17 protein-coding genes are annotated in these 22,843 nt (G+C 66.0%); 14 read left to right on the top strand and 3 right to left on the bottom strand.

Going from position 1 to position 22,843, the window contains the following annotated elements; all coding sequences use genetic code 11:
* Positions 1-2 precede the first annotated feature (2 nt).
* Complete coding sequence (locus ACQ4W7_RS25880; RefSeq protein ID WP_436534319.1) at positions 3-2,516, top strand: hypothetical protein; 2,514 nt, start codon at positions 3-5, stop codon at positions 2,514-2,516.
* Positions 2,513-3,328: a S1 family peptidase gene (locus ACQ4W7_RS25875; RefSeq protein WP_426071130.1), complete on the top strand. Its 816-nt coding sequence runs from the start codon at positions 2,513-2,515 to the stop codon at positions 3,326-3,328. Before ACQ4W7_RS25880 ends, ACQ4W7_RS25875 begins: the two co-directional genes overlap by 4 nt.
* On the opposite strand, the gene ACQ4W7_RS25870 is transcribed toward ACQ4W7_RS25875, so the two are convergent.
* Complete coding sequence (locus ACQ4W7_RS25870; protein WP_426071131.1) at positions 3,297-4,043, bottom strand: N-acyl amino acid synthase FeeM domain-containing protein; 747 nt, start codon at positions 4,041-4,043, stop codon at positions 3,297-3,299. The genes ACQ4W7_RS25875 and ACQ4W7_RS25870 overlap by 32 nt on opposite strands.
* Positions 4,044-4,243: 200 nt before the next feature.
* The gene (locus ACQ4W7_RS25865) at positions 4,244-4,867 is read right to left on the bottom strand and encodes an XrtA/PEP-CTERM system exopolysaccharide export protein (protein ID WP_426071132.1); all 624 of its coding nucleotides are present in this window, start codon (positions 4,865-4,867) and stop codon (positions 4,244-4,246) included.
* Positions 4,868-5,119: 252 nt separating this feature from the next.
* Between ACQ4W7_RS25865 and ACQ4W7_RS25860 the strand changes: the two genes are divergently transcribed.
* Genes ACQ4W7_RS25860 through ACQ4W7_RS25805 form a run of 12 tightly spaced genes read left to right on the top strand, consistent with a single transcriptional unit; the run spans position 5,120 to position 21,932 of the window.
* Positions 5,120-6,649, top strand: coding sequence for an XrtA system polysaccharide chain length determinant (locus ACQ4W7_RS25860; RefSeq protein ID WP_426071133.1), 1,530 nt, complete (start codon positions 5,120-5,122; stop codon positions 6,647-6,649).
* 20 nt (positions 6,650-6,669) lie between these two features.
* The gene (locus ACQ4W7_RS25855) at positions 6,670-7,536 is read left to right on the top strand and encodes an XrtA-associated tyrosine autokinase (protein WP_436534316.1); all 867 of its coding nucleotides are present in this window, start codon (positions 6,670-6,672) and stop codon (positions 7,534-7,536) included.
* Entirely contained in the window at positions 7,520-9,061 is a 1,542-nt protein-coding gene (locus ACQ4W7_RS25850) for a TIGR03016 family PEP-CTERM system-associated outer membrane protein (RefSeq protein WP_426071135.1), read from the top strand. Before ACQ4W7_RS25855 ends, ACQ4W7_RS25850 begins: the two co-directional genes overlap by 17 nt.
* 12 nt (positions 9,062-9,073) lie before the next feature.
* Positions 9,074-10,243 carry a non-hydrolyzing UDP-N-acetylglucosamine 2-epimerase gene (gene wecB / locus ACQ4W7_RS25845; RefSeq protein ID WP_426071136.1) on the top strand — a complete coding sequence of 390 codons (1,170 nt, stop codon included), beginning with the start codon at positions 9,074-9,076 and terminating at the stop codon, positions 10,241-10,243.
* Positions 10,240-11,091: an XrtA system polysaccharide deacetylase gene (locus ACQ4W7_RS25840; RefSeq protein ID WP_436534313.1), complete on the top strand. Its 852-nt coding sequence runs from the start codon at positions 10,240-10,242 to the stop codon at positions 11,089-11,091. The genes wecB and ACQ4W7_RS25840 overlap by 4 nt, the downstream gene beginning before the upstream one ends.
* Positions 11,091-12,230, top strand: coding sequence for a FemAB family XrtA/PEP-CTERM system-associated protein (locus ACQ4W7_RS25835; protein ID WP_436534390.1), 1,140 nt, complete (start codon positions 11,091-11,093; stop codon positions 12,228-12,230). The genes ACQ4W7_RS25840 and ACQ4W7_RS25835 overlap by 1 nt, the downstream gene beginning before the upstream one ends.
* Positions 12,231-12,232: 2 nt before the next feature.
* Positions 12,233-13,528 carry a TIGR03087 family PEP-CTERM/XrtA system glycosyltransferase gene (locus tag ACQ4W7_RS25830; RefSeq protein WP_436534311.1) on the top strand — a complete coding sequence of 432 codons (1,296 nt, stop codon included), beginning with the start codon at positions 12,233-12,235 and terminating at the stop codon, positions 13,526-13,528.
* Complete coding sequence (gene xrtA, locus ACQ4W7_RS25825; protein WP_436534310.1) at positions 13,525-15,108, top strand: exosortase A; 1,584 nt, start codon at positions 13,525-13,527, stop codon at positions 15,106-15,108. Before ACQ4W7_RS25830 ends, xrtA begins: the two co-directional genes overlap by 4 nt.
* Entirely contained in the window at positions 15,098-16,300 is a 1,203-nt protein-coding gene (locus ACQ4W7_RS25820; protein ID WP_436534309.1) for a TIGR03088 family PEP-CTERM/XrtA system glycosyltransferase, read from the top strand. The genes xrtA and ACQ4W7_RS25820 overlap by 11 nt, the downstream gene beginning before the upstream one ends.
* A gap of 10 nt (positions 16,301-16,310) precedes the next feature.
* Positions 16,311-18,263, top strand: coding sequence for an XrtA/PEP-CTERM system amidotransferase (locus ACQ4W7_RS25815; RefSeq protein ID WP_436534308.1), 1,953 nt, complete (start codon positions 16,311-16,313; stop codon positions 18,261-18,263).
* Positions 18,264-18,267: 4 nt separating this feature from the next.
* The gene (locus tag ACQ4W7_RS25810; protein WP_436534306.1) at positions 18,268-19,491 is read left to right on the top strand and encodes a TIGR04063 family PEP-CTERM/XrtA system glycosyltransferase; all 1,224 of its coding nucleotides are present in this window, start codon (positions 18,268-18,270) and stop codon (positions 19,489-19,491) included.
* On the top strand, positions 19,488-21,932 hold the full coding sequence (locus ACQ4W7_RS25805) for a glycosyltransferase (protein WP_436534304.1): 2,445 nt from the start codon (positions 19,488-19,490) through the stop codon (positions 21,930-21,932). The genes ACQ4W7_RS25810 and ACQ4W7_RS25805 overlap by 4 nt, the downstream gene beginning before the upstream one ends.
* A 39-nt stretch (positions 21,933-21,971) precedes the next feature.
* On the opposite strand, the gene ACQ4W7_RS25800 is transcribed toward ACQ4W7_RS25805, so the two are convergent.
* Entirely contained in the window at positions 21,972-22,361 is a 390-nt protein-coding gene (locus tag ACQ4W7_RS25800) for a hypothetical protein (RefSeq protein WP_436534302.1), read from the bottom strand.
* Between the last annotated feature and the right edge of the window lie 482 nt (positions 22,362-22,843).

Here is a 22,843-nt window from a genome sequence, read left to right as displayed (position 1 = left end):
CCATGGTGGCACACGCGGCCCTGCCCGGCCTGGCGTTGCGGCTGCTGGCCTTGCTGGCGGGCGCGCTCTGCATGCTGGCCTTACGCCATTACCCGCTGGGCCACGGCTGGCCCGGCCTGCTGTTTGCCGCCCTGCTGCCCGCCTATTTCCTGCTGCTGTGCTGGCGTCCCGCCTGCTGGCTGTTCTGCCTGCCTGCCTTGCTGCCCGTGCTGGACCTGGCACCGTGGACGGGCTGGTTCTTGTTCGAAGAAATCGACGTGCTGCTGTTGCTGACGGTGGCTTGCGGCTATTGGCGCCTGGGCGGGTCCGCCAAGCCTGCAGCGGCGCGGCTTGCGCCCGCCGCCCGCGCCTGCCTACTGCTGTGCAGCCTGGCCTGGCTGGCGGCGCTGCTGCGCGGCGTCCTGCCATTGGTGCCCCTCGACGTGTATGCCTGGGATAATTATCTGAGCCCTTACAACAGCGTGCGGCTGGGCAAGGCCTGGGCCTGGAGCATGCTGCTGCTGCCGATGCTGCTGCGTGACGGCGACGCGTCCGCCCTGCGCCGCTACGCGCTGCCGGGCATGCTGGGCGGGTTGGCCACGGTGTCCCTGATCGCGCTGTGGGAGCGGGCCGTGTTTCCCGGTTTGATGAACCTGTCCAGCGACTACCGCATCACCGCGCCGTTTTCCGCCATGCACACGGGCGGCGCCGCGCTGGACGGCTATCTGGCCCTGAGCCTGCCATTTGCGGGACTGTGGCTGGCGCGCGCGCGCAGCCGCTGGCAAGCGGCGCTGGCCATGCTGCTGCTGGCACTGGCCCTGCACGCGGCATGCAGCACTTTTTCACGGGGCCTGTACGCGGCCGTGGCAGCGGCCATGCTGCTGGCCTTGTGGCAGATCCTGCGCACCGGCCACGGCGCGGCGCGGCGCCCGACGGGCCCGCGACCAATGGGGAAACTCTTGCTGAGCCTGCTGCTGGCCGTGCTGGGCACCGTCCTGCTCGTGACCATGTTCAGCGTGGCCGGCTACCGGGGCTTGCTCGCCGCCGTGGTCTTGCTCGCGGCCAGCTTCGTGCTGGCGGCGCGCCCCTTGCCGTGGCGCCTGGCGCCGGCCAGCCTGCTGTGCGCGCTGTGCCTGCAGGGGCTGCTGGCCAGCTGGTGGCCGGAAGGGACTGGCCAGCAGGCAGCCGGCTGGCTGAAAGGTCCGTATTTCCTGTTCCTGCTAGCGGCCGCGCTGCTGGCGACCGTGCTACTGCCCGGCCCCCTCCGGTCGGGCGGCGCTGCCAGCAAGGGCCCAGCCAGGCTGAGCCTGGCGATGATGGCGTGGACCATGCTGGCGTGCAATCTCGTCTGGATAGGCTGGCACTGGGCGGGACCAGCGGCCCTGCCGCCGGCCTGCCTGGTCGTGCTGCTGGCCATGCTGATGCTGTGCAATGGACGCTTGCGCCCACCATTGTGGCAGCTGGACCGCGCCAGCCTGAGCATGGCGGGCGCGGCCGGCATCCTGTTGCTGCTGGCCATACCCGTCTCGGCCAGCTATTACGCCACCGAACGTTTCGCCACCACCGCCTTCGATATGCAAGGCCGCTTGCGCCATTGGCGTCAAGTGCTGTCCATGCAGCCATCCGACTGGGGCAATCAGCTGTTCGGCATGGGCATGGGCAGCTTTCCCGCCACGTATTACTGGCACAATCCCGGGCGCGAGGTGCCGGCCAGCATCGCGTATGCGGAGGAAGGCGGCGCGCCTGATAAGGCCGGCAACACGTTTGTCCGACTGGCCAGTCCCGGCTACAGCGCCGGCTACGGCGAACTGCTGCGGCTGCTGCAACGCCTGCCGGTGCAACCGGCCACGCGCTACACGCTGGCGCTCGACGCGCGTAGAAGCGGCCCGATGCCGGTGCTGCTGGTGCGCCTGTGCCAGAGACAATTGCTGTACGCACAAAACTGCGTGAATGTTCCCCTGCGCCTGCGCCTCCCGCAACCAGGCGCGCCGGCCAGTGTGTGGCTGCATTATGAAGTACCGTTCGACAGCGGATGGCTGGGCGCGGGCGCCTGGCTGCTGCGCCCGCCCGTGCAACTGGAACTGGCGGCCAGCGGTACGGCCACCTCATCCTTGATCGAGGTCGACAATCTGAGCCTGCGCGCGCCCGACGGCGAGGAATTGATACTTAACGGACGCTTTACGCAGGCAAACAATTACTGGTTTTTCAGCAGCGACCACCATCACCTGCCGTGGCATATCAAGAGCCTGCCGCTGCAATTGCTGGTGGAAACGGGCTGGTGCGGCGCACTGTCCATGCTGGGCCTGCTGGCCCTGGCCAGCCTGCGCCTGCTGCGCCAGGCCACGCGAGGCGACAAGGGCGCGCTGGCCTGCGCCGCCGCCCTGCTGGGTTTTCTCGTCGTCGGCCTGTTCGACAGCCTGCTCGACGTGCCGCGCATTGCCCTGCTGTGCTACCTGATGCTGCTGTGTGCGCTGCTGCAGCCCTCGCCACCCTCGCCACCCTCGCTACCTCGTCCTGCTGAAAGTGCGCCGCCATGAAAGCCCTGCCGTTTACCTTCTCCTCCGCCCTGATGTCTTGCCTTGCCTTGGCCCTGGCCAGCGCGCCCAGCCGTGCCGACGAAGCCCTGGCGCAAGTCATTGCGCGTATCAAACCGTCCGTCGTTGGCGTGGGCAGCCTGCAAAAGACGCGCACGCCGCCCATGAATTTCATTGGCACGGGCTTCGTGGCGGGCGATGGCTTGAGCGTGCTGACTTGCGCCCATGTGATCCAGAAACTGCTCGACGCCAATCCGGACGAAGTCATCGGCATTCTCACGGGTCAGGGCGAGGCGGCGCAATTTCGCCACGCCAAAGTGCAGGCGATGGACATGGAACACGACCTGGCCCTGTTGCGCCTGGCGGGCGCGCCGCTGCCTGCCCTGGCGCTGGGCGACGCGGCCACGGTGCGCGAAGGCCAGGCCATGGCCTTTACGGGCTTTCCTTTAGGTACCTTGCTGGGCTTACGTCACGTCACGCACCGCGCCACCGTGTCGTCGCTGACGCCGGTGGTCACGCCCAGCGATAATGCGCAGCGCCTCGACCCACGGCGCCTGGCACAACTGAAAAAAACACCGTACATCGTGTTCCAGCTGGACGCGACGGCATATCCGGGCAGCAGCGGCAGCCCCCTGTTCGATCCCGAGACCGGCCTCGTCTACGGCATCGTCAACATGGTGTATGTCAAAGGCTTGAAAGAGGCCGCCATCAGCGCACCCAGCGGCATCACATATGCGATTCCGGGCAGCCATATGCAGGCGATCATGTTGAAAAATACATGCATCAGTTGCGCCCCTGCCGCAGCCGATCGGTGATGCCAGGTTCATCCCATGTCGGGAAAAAAAAGGGGTAAAACGATCGTTCACCCCCATGCTGTTCCATCATGCCGCCGTACTTGCGGATCTGGGCCCCCATATAGTCGAGATCCAAACGCAGCAGCACGGCCGGCGCGCCCACGCGCGTGCACTCTCGCTCGCCGCCAAAATCCTTGAAACCGAGCATGCGCTTGTAAAACACCACATGCCGTGGATTGACTTCAATCACGTAATCCGTAAAGCCGTGAATATTGTGGGCATAGATATACGAAATATGAATCAGCGCCGCAAACACGCGCTTGCTGACGCCCTTGTCGATGGCCAGGCGCGACGGTTCGCACAGGCGCCGGCCTTCTTCGCGCAGCACGTCGAGCTTGTCACGGAAGTTTTCATCGGCGGGCAAGCCCGTCTCGGCATTATCCAGGCACAAGGTCATCGTACCGACGGTGGAGCCTGCCGTTTCTGCAAACAGGGTGATTTTATTCAGCGCATGCGCGATGGCGGGATCGACGGCATAGCCGCGCCAGCCGTACATCTTGCGGATCAGCAAACTGGCTGCTTCGCGCCGGCCACGCGAATTGGCCATGCGGATATGAAAGCGCTGCAGGTCGAGCTCGTGCTCCATGGCCGGGTCGATCTGCCCCTCGCCCACCACCAGGTCACTGAAGATGCCTGGCGTGTCGAAGGAAATAATGGGTTCATCTTGAAAGCTCATCTTGTCCTCACATTCATCGGCCGCCGTCGAGACGGACTGAAGCCAATGCCTTGTGACAAGAAAAAAGCCAAAAAAGTTCCCACCGTCAGCTAAAAAAAACTGAAGATAGTGCTTTTAGATAGCAAAAAAGCACGCTGAAATTTGCCGAAAAGTACAAAAGAACAAATATAAATACTGTTTAGATATTGCTGGGATCGCTACTAAAAGAAACTCTCCGGTATCAACAGCACGTCGCCCGGCCGCATCATGACGTTGGCGGAAATATCGCCATGCTTGAGCAGGTCATCCAGGCGCACGCCCAGCTGCTGCTGGCTACCTTCGCGCATGCGGATGATGCTGGCCTTGTTGCCAGCGGCAAAGTCAGTGATGCCGCCTACGGCGATGAGCACGTCCATCAGCGACATGCCCAGCCGGTACGGCAGCGCCTGCGGCTTGGCCGCCTCGCCGATGACCCGGATCTGCTCGCCGTACGGACCCGAGAAATTGGTGACGATGACCGTCACCACCGGTTGCTGGATAAACTTGCCCAAGGCTTGCTCGATGTCGCGCGCCAGCTGGGTCGAGGTCTTGCCGCTGGCGGCCAAATCCTCTACCAGCGGCGTGGTGATCTTGCCGTCCGGCCGTACGGCCACCGTCAGCGACACTTCCGGATTGCGCCAGACAATGATGTTGACGGAGTCGCCCGGGCCGATCAGGTAGTCGTGCATGGGCGCGCTGTCGTCGGCGGGAGCCAGCGGATAGCGTGTACGGCAGCCCCCCAGCAAGCTGGCGCCACCTGCCAGTACCAGTGTGTGGCATACAAATGCACGGCGAAACGGATTCATGCGGGGCCTCTTCGAGTCGATGGCGCGTCCATGGCCGGCCCCGCAGAACCAGCCTGGGCCGCGAACTTCCTATGATTATTAAAACCCGGCAAGTGAACCTTGAGGCGTATCAAGAAGCAATCATCTTGGGAAATCTTGCTCGACAGGGGCCCTATACTTTGCTTACTCAACAGGCAAGCATTTCTTGCAAGACGCCGTTGTCCGCGCCGCCCAGCCATCGACCGTGCAGCACCGTCACCAGAAGGAAGCGACATGGAGGAATTGATACAGCAACTGCTTTCCAGCCTGAAAGGCATCTGGAAGTACCGCTGGCATGCGGTGCTGGTGGCGTGGCTGGTGGCGATCGGCGGCTTCATCAAGGTGATCACCCTGCCCGACGACTTCCAGACGTCGGCGCGCGTGTTTGTCGATACGCAAACCATCCTCAAGCCGCTGTTGGCCGGAATGACCAGCGTGCCGAACACGGAACAGCAGGTAGCCATCATGAGCCGCACCCTGCTCAGCCGCCCGAACGTGGAGCGCGTCATGCGCATGGTCGACCTCGACCTGGATTCGAAGACCGTGCGCGAACACGAAGCCCGGCTCGATGAGCTGATGAGCCGCATCAAGATCACCGGCACCAACGCCTACGACATCTACACCATCAGCTATAGCGGGCGCGACCCGAAGCTGGTGCGCGACGTAGTGCAAAGCCTGCTGACCATCTTTGTCGAAGGCAGTTTCCAGGGTAAAAAGGGCGATTCGCAGAAAGCCGTGCAATTTATCGACGAGCAGATCAAGAATTACGAGGACAAGCTGAGCACGGCGGAAAACCTGGTGAAGGAATTCAAGATCCGCAACAACCTGCTGCTGCCGCGCCAGGGCATCGACTATGGCAGCCAGTTGCTGATGTCATCCGATAGCCTGAACAATGCCAAGCTGGAACTGGTCGAGGCGGAACAATCGCGCAAGGCCATCCTGAGCCAGATCGAGGGCGACGAGCCGGTGCTCGACCTGGAGCCGAACGCGTCGGCCATCACGAATCCGGAACTCGACGAGCGCATCGCCTCACTCAACAAGAACCTCGACAGTCTGCGCATGCAATTTACGGAGTTGCATCCCGACATCATCGCCTCGAAGCGCCTCATTGCCCAACTGGAAGAGCGCAAGATCGAGGAAAGCAAGCTGAAAACGGCGTCCGGCGACCCTGGCAAGAACTACAGCCCCATGCTGCAGCAGCTGAAGGTGGCGCTGACGGACGCGGACGCCAAGGTGGCCGCCATCCGCGCGCGCGTGCAGGAATACAACGCGCGCAATGAGCGCCTGCTGGCGCAAAGCAATGCCGTGCCTGAGGTGGAATCGCAGCTGGCGCAACTGAACCGCGACTACATCATCAACAAGGAAAACTATGAAAAGCTGATCGGCCGGCGCGAAGCGGCCAAGCTGTCGGGCGAACTCAGCTCCACCACCGAGATGATGGCCTTCAAGATCATCGACCCGCCTACGGTGCAATATGCGCCCGTCGGCCCGAACCGTCCGCTGCTGTTCAGCGCGGCGCTGGGCGCGGCCCTGGTAGCCGGCATCGCCACGGCCCTGCTGATCAGCCAGGTGCGTCCCACCTTCCTCAGCCCCGCCGAACTGCGCGATGCCACGGGCTTGAACGTGCTGGGCACGGTATCCATGAACTGGACGCCGCTGCAGCAGGTGCGCCGCCGCCGCGCCCGCTATGGCTTTACCGGCTGCCTTGGCAGCCTGTTCCTGCTGTACGGCGGGGTCATGACGGCTGCGCTGCTCAAATTTTAGACTATGCCACGGGAGCGACGATGACCAGCAAGGAGCGCAGCAGCAAGGACAGCGGCAGGCAGGAAGCCCTCATCCTGGGCGTCGCCGAAGCCCCCGTGCCGTACGCAGTTGACAGCGCCGATGGCGCAGACGGCGCGGACACCCTGGCGGCGGCCAGCAACCCCCAGTACCGCACCCTGAACCTGGCCCGGCTGGCGGAGCAAGGCATGCTCACGCAGGAAGGCGGGCGCAGTTCGGTGGCCGAAGATTTCCGCATCATCAAGCGCCCGCTGCTACGCCAGGCGCGCGCCAGCGGCGCCGAGGCCATCCGCCACGGCAATTTGATCGTCGTCACCAGCGCCATGCCCGGCGAAGGCAAGACGTATTGCGCCGTCAACCTGGCCATGAGCATCGCCATGGAAATGGACATCACGGTGCTGCTGGTCGACGCCGACGTGGCGCGCCCGTCCGTGCTGAAAGTGCTGGGCCTGTCGCCCGAGCCGGGGCTGATGGACGTGCTGCTTGACCCGCAGTTGGCCATGGCGGACGTGATCTTGAAAACCAACGTGGCCAACCTGCGCATCCTGCCCGCCGGGCGCAGCAACAAGCATGCGACGGAATTGCTGGCCAGCCGGGCCATGAGCCGGCTGCTGGCCGAGATCGCCAACCGCTACGCTGACCGCGTCGTCGTCTTCGACTCGCCGCCCCTGCTGATCACCAGCGAAGCGCACGCGCTGGTGGGACAGATGGGCCAAGTGGTGATGGTGGTCGAGGCGGAAACGACGACCCAGCACGCGGTCAAGGAAGCGCTGCGCCAGATCGACTCATGCGAACACATACATTTGATCTACAACAAGACCAAATCGTTCCCCGGCAACGACTACTACGGCTATGGCTATTACGACTAGCCGCCGGGTTTCGCTACCGCTGGCGCTGCCGCCGTTGCTGCCGTTGCTATCTTTGCTGCTGCCCATGCCGGCCTTTGCTGTCGACTGGCTGGTGAAACCCTCGCTGCGCCAGCGTGTAAGCTATACGGACAATGCGCTGCGCGCGCCGCCCGGCAAGGCGCAATCGGACTTCATCACGGAAATCGCGCCCGCCATCGCCCTCATCGGCACGGGGCCGCGCCTGCGCGTGCACCTCGATTACAGCTGGCACAAATTCCTCTCGGGGCAGCGCGGCAATAGCGATAACCACGACTTGCGCGCCGCAGCCGACGCCGAACTGGTGCAGGACTGGTGCTTCATCGATGCGAACACCAGCGTGAGCCGGCGCAATATCTCGCCGTTCGGCCCGCAACTGATAGCCGAGCTGCCTGACACGGACAATGCCAGCACGGTGCGCACCACCGGCATCAGCCCCTACTTGCGGCACCGCTTCCGCGGCCTGGCCACGGCCGAGCTGCGCTACACGCGCAATACGGTCGACAGCGGCGAATTGCTGTCCGTCCACAGCGATGAAATGGAATTGCTGCTCAGCGGCGAGCCGCGCGGCAGCGGCTGGACCTGGAACGCCAGTCACGACCTGCGCCGCACGCAGGACAGCAAGCTGGCGCCCGTGCGCATGCAGCGCAGCAGCGTGGGCCTGCGCTATCCGTTCGGCAGAAAATGGGCGGCCACGGCCAGCGGCGGCATGGAAAAGGAAGGCTATATGTCGAGCACCGGCAAAGCGCCGGCAGGCCGTTTCTGGTCGTTGGGCGGGGTGTGGACGCCATCGCCGCGCACCAGCGTGGCCTTCAGCACGGGCAAGCGTTTTTTTGGCAACACCTACAGCCTGGATGCCACATTCCTGCAGCGCCATACCAACTGGCAACTGAGCTACAGCGAAAACATCACTACCCTGCCCACGCAGTTTTCGCGCCTGAGCGACCGCGACGCGGGCCAGTTGCTCGATCAATTATGGCGCGGCATGTTTCCCAATGCGCGCGACAGACGCTTGCGCATTGCTGCTTTCCTGCGTTACGCCAACAGGCTTGGGCCGGAACAGGGCGCCATCAATTACTTCAGCCACCGCTATTTCCTGCAAAAACAGCTGCAGCTGACGATGGCGCGCGCCACGGAAAAAAGCACGATGGTCGTCGGCGTCACGGCCGTCGACCGCACGGCGCAAACGGCCAGCGGCATCGAGAGCGCCCTGCTGCCCGGCATGGAGTTCGGCAGCGAAGACCGCACGCGCCAGATCGGCAGCAACCTGGGCTGGAGCTGGCAAGCCAGTGCGCGCACCAGCATGCATGTCGATGCCGGCTACGCCAGCGTGCGCTCGCTGAGCGTGCCGCGGCGCGACAACAATATCACCGTGACGGCCGGCTACACGCGCATCTTGCAGCCGAACATGACGGCCAGCATCGACGTGCGGCACGTGCGGCACACCAGCAACCGGGGCGGCGACTACCGCGAAAACGGCGTCAGCGCCACGCTCACCATGCAATTCTAAGGAGGCCGCAGCATGTCCAGCCTGTCCCATCGTTCGCTTCCGTCCGGCGCGCCGGCACACCTGCTGTGCGTGGTAGCCGCGCGCCCCAACCTCATGAAAATGGCCCCCATCCTGGCCGCCCTGGCCCGCCAAGTGCCTGCCGTGCGCGTGACCTTGCTGCATACCGGCCAGCATTACGACATGGCCATGAATGGCCAGCTGTTTGCCGACCTGGACCTGCGCGCGCCCGACATCGCCCTCGACGTCGGCTCCGGCAATCACGCGCAGCAGACGGCCGAAATCATGCGCCGCTTCGATGCCGTGCTCGACGCCCATCCGCCGCTGGCGCCCGACGCCGTGCTGGTGGTGGGCGACGTCAATTCCACGCTGGCTTGCGCACTGGCGGCGGCCAAGCGGGCCATCCCCGTGATCCATGTCGAAGCGGGCTTGCGCAGCGGCGACCGGCACATGCCCGAGGAAATCAACCGCGTGCTGACGGATCATTTGGCTAGCCTGCTGCTGACGAGCGAGGAAGGCGCGCGCGCCAACCTGTTGCGCGAAGGCATCGCCGCCGAGCGCATCCACTTCACCGGCAACGTCATGATCGACAGCCTGCGGCAGCAGCTGCCGCGCGCAGTAAAGCCCGCCACCACCCTGCGCGCCCACGGCCACGCCTGCCCGGCCGTGTATGGCCTCGTGACCCTGCACCGGCCATCGAACGTGGATGACGCGGTGCAGCTGGAAGCGCTGCTGCAGGCGCTGGGGCAACTGTCATGCCAGCTGCCGCTGCTGTTTCCCATCCACCCGCGTACCTTGGCCGGCCTGCGCCTGGCAGGCCTGGAACCATTGCTGGCGCGGCATGCCATCATCTGCCTGCCGCCGCTGGGCTACCTGGAAATGCTGGGCCTGATGCAGGGAGCGCGTCTGGTGCTGACCGATTCGGGCGGCATCCAGGAAGAAAGCACGGCCCTGGGCGTGCCCTGCTTGACCCTGCGCGACAATACGGAGCGGCCCGTCACCATCAGCGAGGGCACGAATACCCTGGCCGGCACGGACCCGGCCGCCATTCTGGCGCTGGCGCGCGCCACCCTGGAGACGGGCGGCAAGCGGGGCCGCATTCCACCACTCTGGGATGGCCACGCAGCCACGCGCATCGCCGCCGTCATTGCGCCCTGGCTGGCGGCGTGCCGGGGCACGCCATGACGCCGCCGGCGATACTACGCAATGCCCTGACCATCGACGTGGAAGACTATTTCCAGGTGTCCGCCTTCGCGCCGCACATCGCGCGCGCCGACTGGCCGCGCCTGGAATGCCGCATCGAGGCGAACATCGAGCGCATCCTGCTGCTGCTGGAAGAGCGCCGCATCCACGCCACCTTTTTTACCTTAGGCTGGATCGCCGAGCGCTATCCTGCCATGCTGCGCCGCGTGGTCGGCGCCGGGCATGAAGTGGCCAGCCACGGCTATGCGCACCTGCGCGCCTGCGACCAGTCGGTCGCGCAGTTCGCCGACGATGTGCGCCGCAGCAAGACCATCCTGGAGCAATTGACGGGGCTGGCCGTGCACGGCTACCGGGCGCCCAGCTTTTCCATCGGCGCGGCCAATCTGTGGGCCTTCGACGTGCTGCAGGAGGCGGGCTACCGCTACAGTTCCAGCATCTACCCGATCCGCCACGACCATTATGGCATGCCGGATGCTCCCCGCTTCGCCTGGCGTCCACGGGGGCCGCACGGCGTGCTGGAACTGCCCGTCAGCACCGTGCGCCTGCGCGGACGCAACGTGCCGGCCGGCGGCGGCGGCTATTTTCGCTTGATGCCATATGGACTGTCGCGCTGGCTTTTGCGACGCATCAATTCGCGCGACGGGCAAGCTGGCATATTCTATTTTCATCCTTGGGAACTCGATCCCGGCCAGCCGCGCCCGCCCGGCCTGAGCGCGAAGACGCGCTTTCGCCACTACCTGAACCTGGGGCGCATGGAAGCGCGGCTGGCGCGCCTGACGCGCGACTTCACCTGGGACCGCATGGACCGTATTTTTCTGGAAAGCACATGATGCACGAGGCCAGCCTTCCTCCCGACCCGGCGTCGTCCAGCGCCACCATTGCCGTGCGCTCGCTGCAGGCGCGCGAGCATGCGCGTTGGAATGCCTTTGTCGAGGCCTGTCCCGAGGCCACCTTCTTTCACCGCGCCGGCTGGCAAACCATCATGGAACAAGGTTTCCGCCACGACAGCCATTTCCTGTACGCGGAACAGGACGGGCGCATCGCCGGCGTGCTGCCGCTGGCGCATGTGCGCAGCCGTTTGTTCGGCTCGTCCCTCGTCTCGCTGCCGTTTTGCGTGTACGGCGGCATCGCCGGCGGCAGTGCGGCCGTCCGGCTGGCCCTCGACGGTGCCGCACAGGCCCTGGCGCGGCGCCTCGGCGTGGGACACTTGGAGTACCGCAGGCGCGAAATGGACGAAAATGCGTCGGAAAATGCGTCGGAAAATGCGTCGCTAAATACGTCGCTAAATGCGCCGGAAAGCGCGGATACGTCCTGGCTGAAAAACCCCCTGTACGCAACCTTCCGCCGCCCCCTCCACCCCGATGCCGAACAGAATCTGCTGGCGATACCCCGCAAGCAGCGCGCCGTCGTGCGCAAGGCCATGGCGGCCGGCCTGCACAGCGCCATCGAGCATGGCCTCGAACGCTTTTATCCGATCTACGCGGCCAGCGTGCACCGGCTGGGCACGCCCGTCTTCGCGCGCCGCCATTTTGCCCTGCTGCGCACGGTCTTCGGCACCGATTGCGAGATCCTCACCGTGTATCACGGCCAGCAGGCGCAGGCCAGCGTGCTGCTATTCTATTTCCGCGATGAAGTGCTGCCGTATTACGGCGGTGGCACGCCGCTGGCGCGCAGCACGGGAGCCAACGACTTCATGTACTGGGAAGCGATGCGCCGCGCCTGCGAACGCGGTTACCGCCTGTTCGATTTCGGCCGCAGCAAGCTGGGCACGGGCGCCTTCGACTTCAAGAAAAACTGGGGTTTTACGCCACAGCCCCTGCCGTATGCCTACCAACTGGTGCGCGCCACGGCCTTGCCGGAAGTCAATCCCCTGAATGCGAAATACGCGCTGTTCATCCGCGCCTGGCGCCGCCTGCCGCTGCCGCTGGCCAACCTGCTGGGGCCGCATATCGTGCGGCAACTGGGCTGAGCATGCGTGAACTTTTATTCCTCACCCACCGCCTGCCGTATCCGCCCAACAAGGGCGACAAGATACGCTCGTGGCACATGCTGCAGTACTTGAGCCGGCATTTCCGCGTGCACCTCGGTTGCTTCATCGACGATGACGACGACTGGCAACATGCGAAAACCGTGGCCGCCCAGTGCGCCAGCACGCGCTTCATCGACTTGCGGCGCGGCGCGGCCCGCTGGCGCGCCATGCAGGCGCTGCTATCGCGGCAAGCCATGAGCGTGCATTACTACCGCGATGCACGCCTGCTGCAATGGGTCGATGGCCTGCTATCAGGCGGCAGGGTGCGCCACGCGCTGGCCTTTTCCGGGCCCATGGCGCAATACATCGACGGCAGCGCAGGCCGCGCCCTGCACCGCGTGATCGATTTCGTCGATGTCGATTCCGACAAATGGCGCCAGTACGGCGACAGCAAGCCCTGGCCCATGTCGCTGCTGTACCGGCGCGAAGCGCAGCTGCTGCTGCAGTATGAGCGCCATATCGCCCAGCAGTTCACGGCCGCCAGCTTCGTCTCGCCGGCCGAAGCGGCCCTGTTCCGCCAGTGCGCGCCGATGGCGCGGCGCAAGACGGGCCATGTCAATAATGGCGTCGACACGGCGTATTTCTCGCCCATGCCGGGCCAGCCCGGCGTGTATCCACCGGGCGTGCAGGCGCTGGTGTTTACGGGCGCCATGGATTACTGGCCAAATATCGACGCCGTGCAATGGTTCGTGCGCCACGTCTGGCCCGCGCTGCGGCGCCAATTTCCCCAGTTGCAGTTCTATATCGTCGGCAGCGCGCCCGTGTCCGCCGTGACGGCGCTGGCCAGGGTAGCCGGCGTGGTGGTGACGGGCAAGGTGCCTGACATCCGGCCCTACCTGGCCGGCGCGGCGCTGGCCGTGGCGCCCCTGCGCATCGCCCGCGGGGTGCAAAACAAGGTGCTTGAAGCGATGGCGATGGGCAAGATCGTGCTGGCCACGCCGCAGGCGCTGGAAGGCATCACCGCCCAGCCGGGCCTGGAACTGCTGCTGGCGCGCGACGACGCCGAATTCATCCACCATGCCGCGCGCGTGCTGCGCAACGCGCAGAGCGGTACGGCCGAAGGGAGTGGCACGGCCATCGGCGCGGCGGCGCGTCAGCTGGTCTTGCAGGATTACGACTGGGAACGCAATCTGCGCAGCCTGGGCACCATGCTGGGCCTGCCTGCCGAGGCGGATGCGGCCGGCAGCGGCAGCGCCGCCGCCGCGCCGACACAGCCCGTGGGGGAGATATCCACATGAGCCTATTGCTCGACCCGGCGGCACGCTTGCCGGACGCAGCCGTCCTGCCGCCTGGCGCACAGCGGCGCCAGGCCGCCATGGCGGCCCTGCTGCTGGTCCTGGCCGCCATCGTGCTGCTGTACCACGCCACTTTCTGGTCGATGGTGGAATTGTGGGCCCGCTCGCAAACGTTCGCGCATGGTTTCCTGATCGTTCCCATCAGTTGCTGGCTGGCCTGGCGTCAGCGCGCGCGCCTGGCCGCGCTGGCGCCCCAGCCATCGCGCCAAGGCTTGCTGCTGCTGGGGGCGCTGGGCCTGGCCTGGTTGCTGGCCGACGCCGCCCATGTGCCGGTGGTGGAACAATATGCAGCCACGGCCATGCTGCCCGCCTGCGTGCTGGCCATCTTCGGCTGGCCGGCCGTGCGCCTGCTGGCCTTTCCACTGGCGTATCTGTTTCTCGCCGTGCCGTTTGGCGAAGTCTTCCTGGAACCCCTGATCGACTTTACGGCCGCATTCACGGTGACCGCGCTGCAATGGACGGGCGTGCCCGTGTTTCGCGATGGTAGCCATTTTTCGCTGCCGACGGGGAATTGGTCGGTGGTGGAAGCGTGCAGCGGCTTGCGCTACCTGATTGCCGCGCTGGCCCTGGGCGCCCTGTTCGCCCACGTCAACCTCCACAGCACACGGCGGCGCCTGGCCGTCATGGTCGCCGCCCTGCTGGTGCCCATCCTGGCCAATGGCGTGCGCGCCTACTTGATCGTGATGCTGGGGCACTTGAGCAATATGCGCCTGGCCGTGGGCGTTGACCACCTGATCTATGGCTGGCTGTTCTTCGGCGTGGTGGTGCTGCTACTGTTCTGGCTGGCAGCGCGCTGGCGCGAATTGCCGCTGGCGCGCGCCGCCTTACCGCCCGTGTCCCCTGGCGCCAGCATGGCCGGCATGCGCGCCGCCATCCGCGCCAGCGTGGCCTGCCTCCTAATGGCATCGCTGTGGCCGGCGCTGGCGCTGGCCAGTCACCGGCACGACGGCGCCGCGATGCCAGCGACCGTGCTGGCCTTGCCCGATCCGCCCGCCTGGCGGCGTCTGCACGAGGCGGCGCCGGGCGGGCCGATCTGGCAGGCGCCATATGCGGGCGCGCCCGCGCGGTTTGCCGCCACGTATGCGCGCCAGGACGGCGATGGCGCCCCCGTGGGCTTGCAGCTGCACTGGTATGCGCGCCAGGCGCGCGATGCCGAACTGCTGACGCACCAGACCTTGCCGTATGGCGCGCGCTGGATGCCGCTGGCGCAGCGCGTGCAGCATGTCAGCCTGGCCAGCGGCGCCCCGGACGTGCGCGAAAGCGTGCTGGGACACGGCAGCGAACGCTTGCTGGTGTGGCGCGTCTACCGCCAAGGCGGCATCGTCACGGCCCGGCCCGTGCTGGTGAAACTGCTGCTGGCGCAAGCCAAGCTGCTGGGCATGCGCCAGGATGGCGCCGACATCATCGTCTTTGCCGCCTACGACGAGCTGGCGCCGCCACCGCGCGCGCGCCTGCAAGCCTTCCTGCGGGCAGCAATGCCCGTCATCGAACGACGCTTGCAGGAGTTGCCGCATGGCCCTTGACACCGATACTGGCAGCACACGGGAGGCCAGCAGCGCCCCGCTGATCGTGCACGTGATCCACCAGCTCGACGTGGGCGGGCTGGAAAACGGCCTGGTGAACCTGATCAACCATTTGCCGCCGGAGCGTTACCGGCACACCATCGTCTGCCTGAAGAACGCCACCGCGTTTCGCCAGCGCCTGACCACGCCGGGTGTCGATGTCATCAGCCTGGACAAGCGCGAAGGCAAGGACTGGCGCCACTATCTGCGCCTGTACCGCGTACTGAAACAGCTGCGCCCGGCACTCGTGCATACGCGCAACCTGGGCTGCCTCGAAGCGCAACTGCTGGCATGCCTGGCCGGCGTGCGCCTGCGCGTGCATGGCGAACACGGGCGCGACATGAGCGACTTGCACGGCACCCGCCGCAAATACCGGCTGCTGCGCAAATGCATGCTGCCCCTGGTGCAGCACTTCATCGCCGTCAGCGCCGACCTGGGAGAATGGCTGGTGAACGCCATCGGCGCGGCGCCCGCGCAGGTGTCGCACATCGGCAATGGCGTCGACAGCGTGCAATTCCATCCGCGTCTGGGCCCGCCGGCTGCCGTGGGGCCGCCCGGCTTCCTGTGCAACGGCACCTTCGTCATCGGCAGCGTGGGCCGCATGGCGGCCGTCAAGGACCATATCTCGCTGGTGCAAGCGTTCCTGCTGCTGCTGGCGCAGCCCGGCGCCCGCGCGCGCCTGCGCCTGATCATCGTGGGCGACGGACCGTGCCGCCAAACATGCCTGACCTTGCTGCAGCAGGCTGGCGTGGCCCATCTTGCCTGGCTGCCCGGCGCACGCGACGACGTGGCGCAGCTGCTGCGCGCCATGGACCTGTTCGTGCTGCCCTCGCTGGCCGAAGGCAGCTCGAACACCATCCTCGAAGCGATGGCGACGGGGCTGCCCATCGTGGCCACGCAGGTGGGCGGCAACGCGGAACTGGTGCAGTCGGGCTGGAGCGGCACCCTGGTGCCGTCCGGTTCGCCCGAGATGCTGGCCGACGCCATGCTCGACTACTACAGCATGCCCGAACTGGGTCCCCGCCACGGCGCGCGCGGGCGGCGCCAGGTGCTGGCCGAGCACAGCCTGCCCGCCATGGCCGGCGCCTACCTGGCCGTGTACGACCGCCTGACGGGCGCGCGCCAGCCCTCTCCCCTGTCCACCACTCCCTGAAAGGCCTCCCATGTGCGGCATCAGCGGCATCTTTGATTTGCAGGGCCAGCGCGACATCGACGTGCTGCTGCTGGCGCGCATGAACCACAGCCTGCGCCACCGGGGACCGGACGAAGGGGGGGTGCACCGCGAACCGGGACTGGGGCTGGCGCACCGGCGCCTGTCCGTGATCGACCTGGCCAGCGGCCAGCAGCCGTTGTTCAACGCCGACCGCAGCATCGCCATCGTCTTCAATGGCGAAATCTACAATTACCGCAGCCTGATGGCCGAACTGCGCCAGTTCGGCCACCAGTTCCGCACCAGCAGCGACACGGAAGTCATTGTCCACGCCTGGGAACAATGGGGAGAACACTGCGTGCAGCGCCTGCGCGGCATGTTCGCCTTCGCCCTGTGGGACCGTCGCCGCCATCTGCTGTTCCTGGCACGCGACCGCCTCGGCGTGAAACCGCTGTATTACGCCGAGGCGGACGATGGCACCCTGCTGTTCGGCTCCGAATTGAAAGCCCTGCTCGCGCATCCGGCCATGCCGCGCGCGCTCGACCCGCTGGCCGTGGAAGAGTATTTCGCCTACGGCTACGTGCCCGAGCCGCGCAGCATCTTCCAGCACGCGCGCAAGCTGCCGCCCGGGCATACCCTCTGCATCCGCGCGGGCCAGCCGCTGCCTGCGCCGCAATCGTACTGGGATATTCCGTTCACGCCGAATCGGCCCGCCAGCGAGGTGCAGGCGGCCGACGAACTGCTGGCGCGCCTGCGTGAAGCGGTGCGCATCCGCATGGTGGCCGAAGTGCCGCTGGGCGCCTTTTTGTCGGGCGGCGTCGATTCCAGCGCCGTCGTGGCGCTGATGGCAGGAGCCAGCGCCACGCCCGTCAACACCTGCTCCATCTCGTTCGGCGACCCGGCGTACAACGAAGCGCACTACGCCGACCTGGTGGCGCGCCGTTACGCCACGGCGCACCATGCGCGCCAGGTGGAGCAGGACGACTTCGAACTGATCGACCTGCTGGCCAATCTGTACGACGAACCGTTCGCCGACAGTTCCGCCATGCCCACCTACCGCGTCTGCCAACTGGCGCGCCAGCGCGTCACGGTGGCCCTGTCGGGCGACGGCGGCGATGAAAGCCTGGCCGGCTACCGGCGCTACCGCCTGCACATGCGCGAAGAAAAAGTGCGCAAGGCGATGGACCCATTGCTGCCGGCCGGCCTGCGCCAGTCGCTGTTCGGCACCCTGGGGCGGCTGTACCCGAAGGCCGATTGGGCACCCCGCTTCCTGCGCGCCAAGACCACCTTCGAGGGCCTGGCGCGCGACACGACGGACGCGTATTTTCACGGCGTCAGCCTGCTGGGCGACGCCATGCGCGCGCGTTTGTTCAGCCCAGAATTGCGCCGCAGCCTGCACGGCTACCGCGCCGTGGAAGTGCTGCGCCGGCACGCGCTGGCCAGCCCCGCGCAAGACCCGCTGTCGCAAGTGCAGTACCTGGACTTGAAAACCTACCTGCCCGGCGACATCCTGACCAAGGTGGACCGGGCCAGCATGGCGCATGCGCTGGAAGTGCGCTCGCCCCTGCTCGACCATGAACTGGTGGCGTGGATGTCCGGCCTGGCGCCGCAATTCAAGCTGCGGCGCGGGGAAGGCAAGTACCTGCTGAAAAAAGCCCTGCGCCCGCTGCTGCCGGACACGCTGCTGTACCGCCAGAAGATGGGCTTTTCGGTGCCGCTGGCCGACTGGCTGCGCGGCCCGCTGCGCCAGCGGCTGCAACAGCGTCTGCTGGGTCCTACCCTGGCGCAGTGCGGCCTGTTCGACATGAACTACGTGCGCCTGCTGCTCGATCAACATGCGAGCGGACGACGCGACTACAGCGCGCCGCTGTGGTCGCTGCTGATGTTCGAGGCCTTCCTGCGCCAGGTGCTGCCCGTCGATGGCCGCAAGGCGCCGGCGCAAGTGCCGGCCATGGCAGTGGAGTAAGGCCATGCGCATCCTGCACATCCTCGACCATTCGCTGCCCCTGCACAGCGGCTACACCTTTCGCACCCTGGCCATCCTGCGGCAACAGCGCGCGCTGGGCTGGCACACCATGCAGCTCACCAGTGCCAAGCAGGGGCCGGCCGATGGCGCGCAGCAGCTGGTCGACGGCTGGCATTTCTACCGCACGGCGCCCAATGCACGCTGGTGGGCGCGCCTGCCCGTGCTGCGGCAGGTGGCCGTCATCATCGGCCTGGCCGTGCGCCTGCGCCGGCTGGCGCAGCGGCTCGAACCGGACATCCTGCATGCGCATTCGCCGGCCCTGAACGCCATCGCCGCCCTCAACGCAGGGCGCGCGCTGGGCATTCCCGTCGTGTATGAAGTGCGCGCCTTCTGGGAAGACGCGGCCGCCGACCATGGCAGCAGCCGCCCCGGCGGCTTGCGCTACCGGCTCACGCGTGCGCTGGAAAGCTATGCGCTGCGCCGCGCCGACGCCGTCACTACCATCTGCGACGGCTTGCGGCGCGAGCTGTGCGCGCGCGGCGTGCCCGCGCATAAAATCACGGTGATCCCGAACGCCGTCGACGCCGGGGCCTTCGATGCCGTTCCCGATCCCGCGCTGGCGCACAGCATGGGTCTGGATGGCCGTCCTGTCATCGGCTTCATCGGCTCCTTCTATGCCTACGAGGGACTGGCCCTGCTGCTGCGCGCCATGCCGCGCCTGCTGGCGACGCAGCCGGCGCTGCGGCTGCTGCTGGCCGGCGGCGGCCCGCAGGAAACGGCGCTGCGCGCGCTGGCGGCGCAATTGGGTATCGAGTCCGCCGTAGTCTTCACGGGCAGAGTGCCGCATGCGCAGGTGGCAGCCTATTATCAGCTGGTCGACATCTGCGTGTATCCGCGCCTGCCCATGCGCCTGACGGAACTGGTGACGCCCTTGAAACCGCTCGAAGCGATGGCGCAGGGTCGCCTCGTGGTGGCGTCCGACGTGGGCGGACACCGCGAACTGGTCGACCATGGCAAGACGGGCATGCTGTTTCGCGCCGGCGACGCCGATGCGCTGGCGCAAACGATACTGGCCCTGCTGCTGGCGCCCGCCAGCTGGCCGGCGCTGCGGCGCCAGGCGCGCGCGTTTGTCGAGACGGAGCGCAGCTGGAGCGCCAGCGTGGGCCGCTACGCGCCCGTGTATGCGCGCGTGGCGGCGGCACGCAGGGCGGCGGGAGCAGCGCCATGATCTTCTCGGGCCTGCGCATCGCGCTGGTCGGCCCGCTGCCGCCGCCGGCCGGCGGCATGGCCAATCAGACGCAGCAACTGGCGCGCAAGCTGCGCGACGATGGCGCGCAAGTGCAGCTGCTGGCCGTCAACGGCCCCGTGTCGCCGCCCTGGCTGGCGCGCATCCGCTACCTGCGCGGGGCGCTGCGCCTGCCCGTGTACCTGTGGCGCCTGTGGCGCACGGCCGATACGGTCGACTTGTTCCACATCATGGCCAATTCCGGCTGGTCCTGGCATCTGCACGCGGCACCGGCATTGTGGATCGCCAGCCTGAAAGGCAAGCCGACCCTGCTCAATTACCGGGGCGGCGAAGCGGCCGTTTTTTTCGCCCGCGCGCCGCGCCTGGTGGCGTTCAGCCTGCGCCGCGCCAGCGCCATCGTCGTGCCTTCGGCCTACCTGGCCGGCATCTTCGAGCAATATGGCCATACGGCCCACATCGTGCCGAACGTGGTGGACTTGCAGCGCTTTAGGCCGTCCACACCTGCCATACTGCGCGCGCGATCCGCCAATGGTCCGTGCATTCTCGTGGCGCGCCACCTGGAAAGCCTGTACGACAACGCCAGCGCCGTGCGCGCCTTTGCCCTCGTGCGCCAGGCATTTCCCACGGCGCGCCTGGTGCTGGCCGGCGGCGGACCGCAGCGCGCGGCGCTGGCGCGCCTGGCCAGGTCGCTCGGCGTGATGGATGGCATGCGCTTCGCCGGCCCTGTCGACAACGCCGCCATGCCGGCGCTGTACCAGGCCAGCGACATCGTCCTCAATCCCAGCCTGGCCGACAACATGCCCATTTCCGTGCTCGAAGCGCTGGCCTGCGGCGTGCCGGTCGTCAGCACCAACGTGGGCGGCATCCCAACCCTGCTGCAAGACGGCGTGACGGCGCTGCTGGTGCCGCCCGGCGAGCCGGCCTCCATGGCGCAGGCCATCCTGGCGCTGCTGCGCGACCCGCCGCGCGCACAAGCGCTGGTAGACGCGGGCCTGGCGCACGCCGCCACTTTCGGCTGGCCCGGCATTGCGCCCAGCCTGGCCGCGCATTACCGGCGCATCCGCGCCGCGCCGCGCCCCGGCGCCTACACGCGCTGCGTCGCCCGCTGGCTGTTTCCCCTGCATGAATGGTTCAAGGGCCACCACAGCGCGCGCCTGCTGCGCCGGCTGGAACGCTCGCAGTGGTGGAGCGCGCCGCAGTTGCAGCAGTGGCAGTTGGCGCGCCTGCGCGCGCTGCTGCGCCACGCGGGCGAGCACGTACCGCATTACCGCGCGCTGTTCGCTCGCAGCGGTTTCGACCCGGGACAAGTACGGCAACTGGCCGATTTGTCCCGCCTGCCGCTGCTGCGCAAGCGCGATATTGCAAGTGCGCGCGACAGTTTCAAGTCCGCCCGCGCCGTGGGCTTGCGCCCTTTCGCCACGGGCGGCTCCAGCGGCGAGCCGCTGCAGTTTTTCCTCGGCCGGCGCAGGATCAGCCACGACATCGCCGCCAAGTGGCGCGCCACGCGCTGGTGGGGCGTCGACATCGGCGACCGCGAAGCCGTGCTATGGGGTTCGCCCATCGAGCTGCAGGCGCAAGACCGCCTGCGCCGCCTGCGCGATGCGCTGCTGCGCAGCACCCTGCTGCCCGCCTTTGCCATGTCGCCGGCGCGCCTCGATGGCTATGTCATGCAGTTGCGCCGCTGGCGTCCGCGCATGCTGTTCGGCTATCCGTCGGCCCTGTGCCGCATCGCCAGCCATGCCAGCGCGCGCGACCTGCCGCTCGACGGCCTGGGCGTGAAAGTGGCGTTCGTCACGGCTGAACGCCTGTACGACGAGCAGCGCGCGCAGATCGCCGCCGCCTTCGGCTGCCCCGTGGCCAACGGCTACGGCGGGCGCGACGCGGGCTTCATCGCCCACGAATGCCCGGACGGCGGCATGCACATCACGGCCGAAGACGTCATTGTGGAAATCGTCGATGGTCAAGGCCAGCCGCTGCCCTTTGGTGCCACAGGAGAGATCGTCGTTACCCATTTGGCCACGCGGGACTATCCGTTCATCCGCTACGCCACGGGCGACGTGGGCGCGCTGGGCACGCAAGCGTGCGCCTGCGGACGCGGTTTGCCCCTGCTGCATAAGATCGAAGGGCGCAGCACGGATTTCCTCACGGCCGTCGATGGCACCGTCATGCACGGCCTGGCGCTCGTCTACATCGTGCGCGAATTGCCGCAGGTGCGCAGCTTCAAGATCATCCAGGAAAGCCTGCTGCGCACCCGCGTGCAGCTGGTCTGCCTGCCGCGTCTGGACGATGTCACCCGCAGCGCCATCGTGACCGGCTTTCAGGCCAGGCTGGGCGCGCAGGTCGACATCGCCATCGAGGAAGTCGACGAGATCGCGGCGGAGGCGTCGGGCAAATACCGCTATGTGGTGAGTGAGGTGGCGTAGGCGGGCAGCACAATGAATAAAATCCGCCCGACCGGGGGCTTAAGTGCCCATGTCCAAGAGTGAGGGTATATGCCAAACTGGCAGGTACTCGTGCCGACCTACGAAGAATGAGAAGACAGCATGGATTGCCGGCGATGAGGCAAAGGCTAACAACACATACCAGGCGAACTCACTGCCTTGCATGCGCAACGCCAGCGAAGGAAGCTCAAGTGTCACGACAGCCGGGACGCCATAGTAGAGCGGCCATGGAAACCCGGCGATCGCGCCGAATTTGGCAAAGCACATGCCGACAACGACGATGACGAAAGCAATGCTGCCAGTGAGGCTGGCTTTCTGCGTAACCGGCCTGGCGCGTAAAGTCCAGCGCAGGATGCCGATGAATACGACCAATGAAACCGCAATAAAGACGACAAAACGTATTGGTGGCATGTTGATTCCTTCAAGGCCTTATTCAGTCGATGCCATGGGGACTACGCGGGTCTTGACAGTTAGAATCCAGATTCGACAATAATGACAGGGCAAACGTCTGCTGAAAAACATCAAAATTTTCTGACATGATCTCTTTCTTTATCTTGTATTTTCGTGAATAAAACTGCATGCCGACGAGTAGAAATGGCATTAAGTTTTTTTCAGCGTGTTCGTCTGATTTATTTTTCTCGCCAGGATGAATACAGAGACATTTCATTATCTTTCAGGCGTTCCAATTTGCTTAGTATTAAATAGGGCACATTTATTTAAAACGTCATCCGGGGGGGGATAGTGGCGAAGGAGGCTGTTCTTGAAGTTCGGATATTTAGGTGTCTAGAGTCGTGTGATTATGTACCCCACCGTAGCTGGCCGCTATTCAAAGCCAGACACGTTTTGCGTACACTGTTGGACAACCTCAATCAGCAGCCTTCTCATGACTCAAG

Origin of the sequence: Janthinobacterium algoris, from assembly GCF_051380935.1 — a bacterium.
GTDB lineage: Bacteria > Pseudomonadota > Gammaproteobacteria > Burkholderiales > Burkholderiaceae_D > Janthinobacterium.
This window is presented reverse-complemented; position numbering and strand designations above follow the sequence as displayed.

What these genes read in the sequence shown, in the direction of transcription:
- ACQ4W7_RS25805 (WP_436534304.1), top strand. Translation starts at nt 19,488, where the DNA reads ATGATCTTCTCGGGCCTGCGCATCGCGCTGGTCGGCCCGCTGCCGCCG.
- ACQ4W7_RS25850 (WP_426071135.1), top strand. Translation starts at nt 7,520, where the DNA reads ATGGCTATTACGACTAGCCGCCGGGTTTCGCTACCGCTGGCGCTGCCG.
- ACQ4W7_RS25880 (WP_436534319.1), top strand. Translation starts at nt 3, where the DNA reads ATGGTGGCACACGCGGCCCTGCCCGGCCTGGCGTTGCGGCTGCTGGCC.
- ACQ4W7_RS25860 (WP_426071133.1), top strand. Translation starts at nt 5,120, where the DNA reads ATGGAGGAATTGATACAGCAACTGCTTTCCAGCCTGAAAGGCATCTGG.
- wecB (WP_426071136.1), top strand. Translation starts at nt 9,074, where the DNA reads ATGTCCAGCCTGTCCCATCGTTCGCTTCCGTCCGGCGCGCCGGCACAC.
- ACQ4W7_RS25800 (WP_436534302.1), bottom strand. Translation starts at nt 22,361, where the DNA reads ATGCCACCAATACGTTTTGTCGTCTTTATTGCGGTTTCATTGGTCGTA.
- ACQ4W7_RS25875 (WP_426071130.1), top strand. Translation starts at nt 2,513, where the DNA reads ATGAAAGCCCTGCCGTTTACCTTCTCCTCCGCCCTGATGTCTTGCCTT.
- ACQ4W7_RS25855 (WP_436534316.1), top strand. Translation starts at nt 6,670, where the DNA reads ATGACCAGCAAGGAGCGCAGCAGCAAGGACAGCGGCAGGCAGGAAGCC.
- ACQ4W7_RS25865 (WP_426071132.1), bottom strand. Translation starts at nt 4,867, where the DNA reads ATGAATCCGTTTCGCCGTGCATTTGTATGCCACACACTGGTACTGGCA.
- ACQ4W7_RS25840 (WP_436534313.1), top strand. Translation starts at nt 10,240, where the DNA reads ATGACGCCGCCGGCGATACTACGCAATGCCCTGACCATCGACGTGGAA.
- ACQ4W7_RS25810 (WP_436534306.1), top strand. Translation starts at nt 18,268, where the DNA reads ATGCGCATCCTGCACATCCTCGACCATTCGCTGCCCCTGCACAGCGGC.
- ACQ4W7_RS25815 (WP_436534308.1), top strand. Translation starts at nt 16,311, where the DNA reads ATGTGCGGCATCAGCGGCATCTTTGATTTGCAGGGCCAGCGCGACATC.
- ACQ4W7_RS25835 (WP_436534390.1), top strand. Translation starts at nt 11,091, where the DNA reads ATGCACGAGGCCAGCCTTCCTCCCGACCCGGCGTCGTCCAGCGCCACC.
- xrtA (WP_436534310.1), top strand. Translation starts at nt 13,525, where the DNA reads ATGAGCCTATTGCTCGACCCGGCGGCACGCTTGCCGGACGCAGCCGTC.
- ACQ4W7_RS25830 (WP_436534311.1), top strand. Translation starts at nt 12,233, where the DNA reads ATGCGTGAACTTTTATTCCTCACCCACCGCCTGCCGTATCCGCCCAAC.
- ACQ4W7_RS25870 (WP_426071131.1), bottom strand. Translation starts at nt 4,043, where the DNA reads ATGAGCTTTCAAGATGAACCCATTATTTCCTTCGACACGCCAGGCATC.
- ACQ4W7_RS25820 (WP_436534309.1), top strand. Translation starts at nt 15,098, where the DNA reads ATGGCCCTTGACACCGATACTGGCAGCACACGGGAGGCCAGCAGCGCC.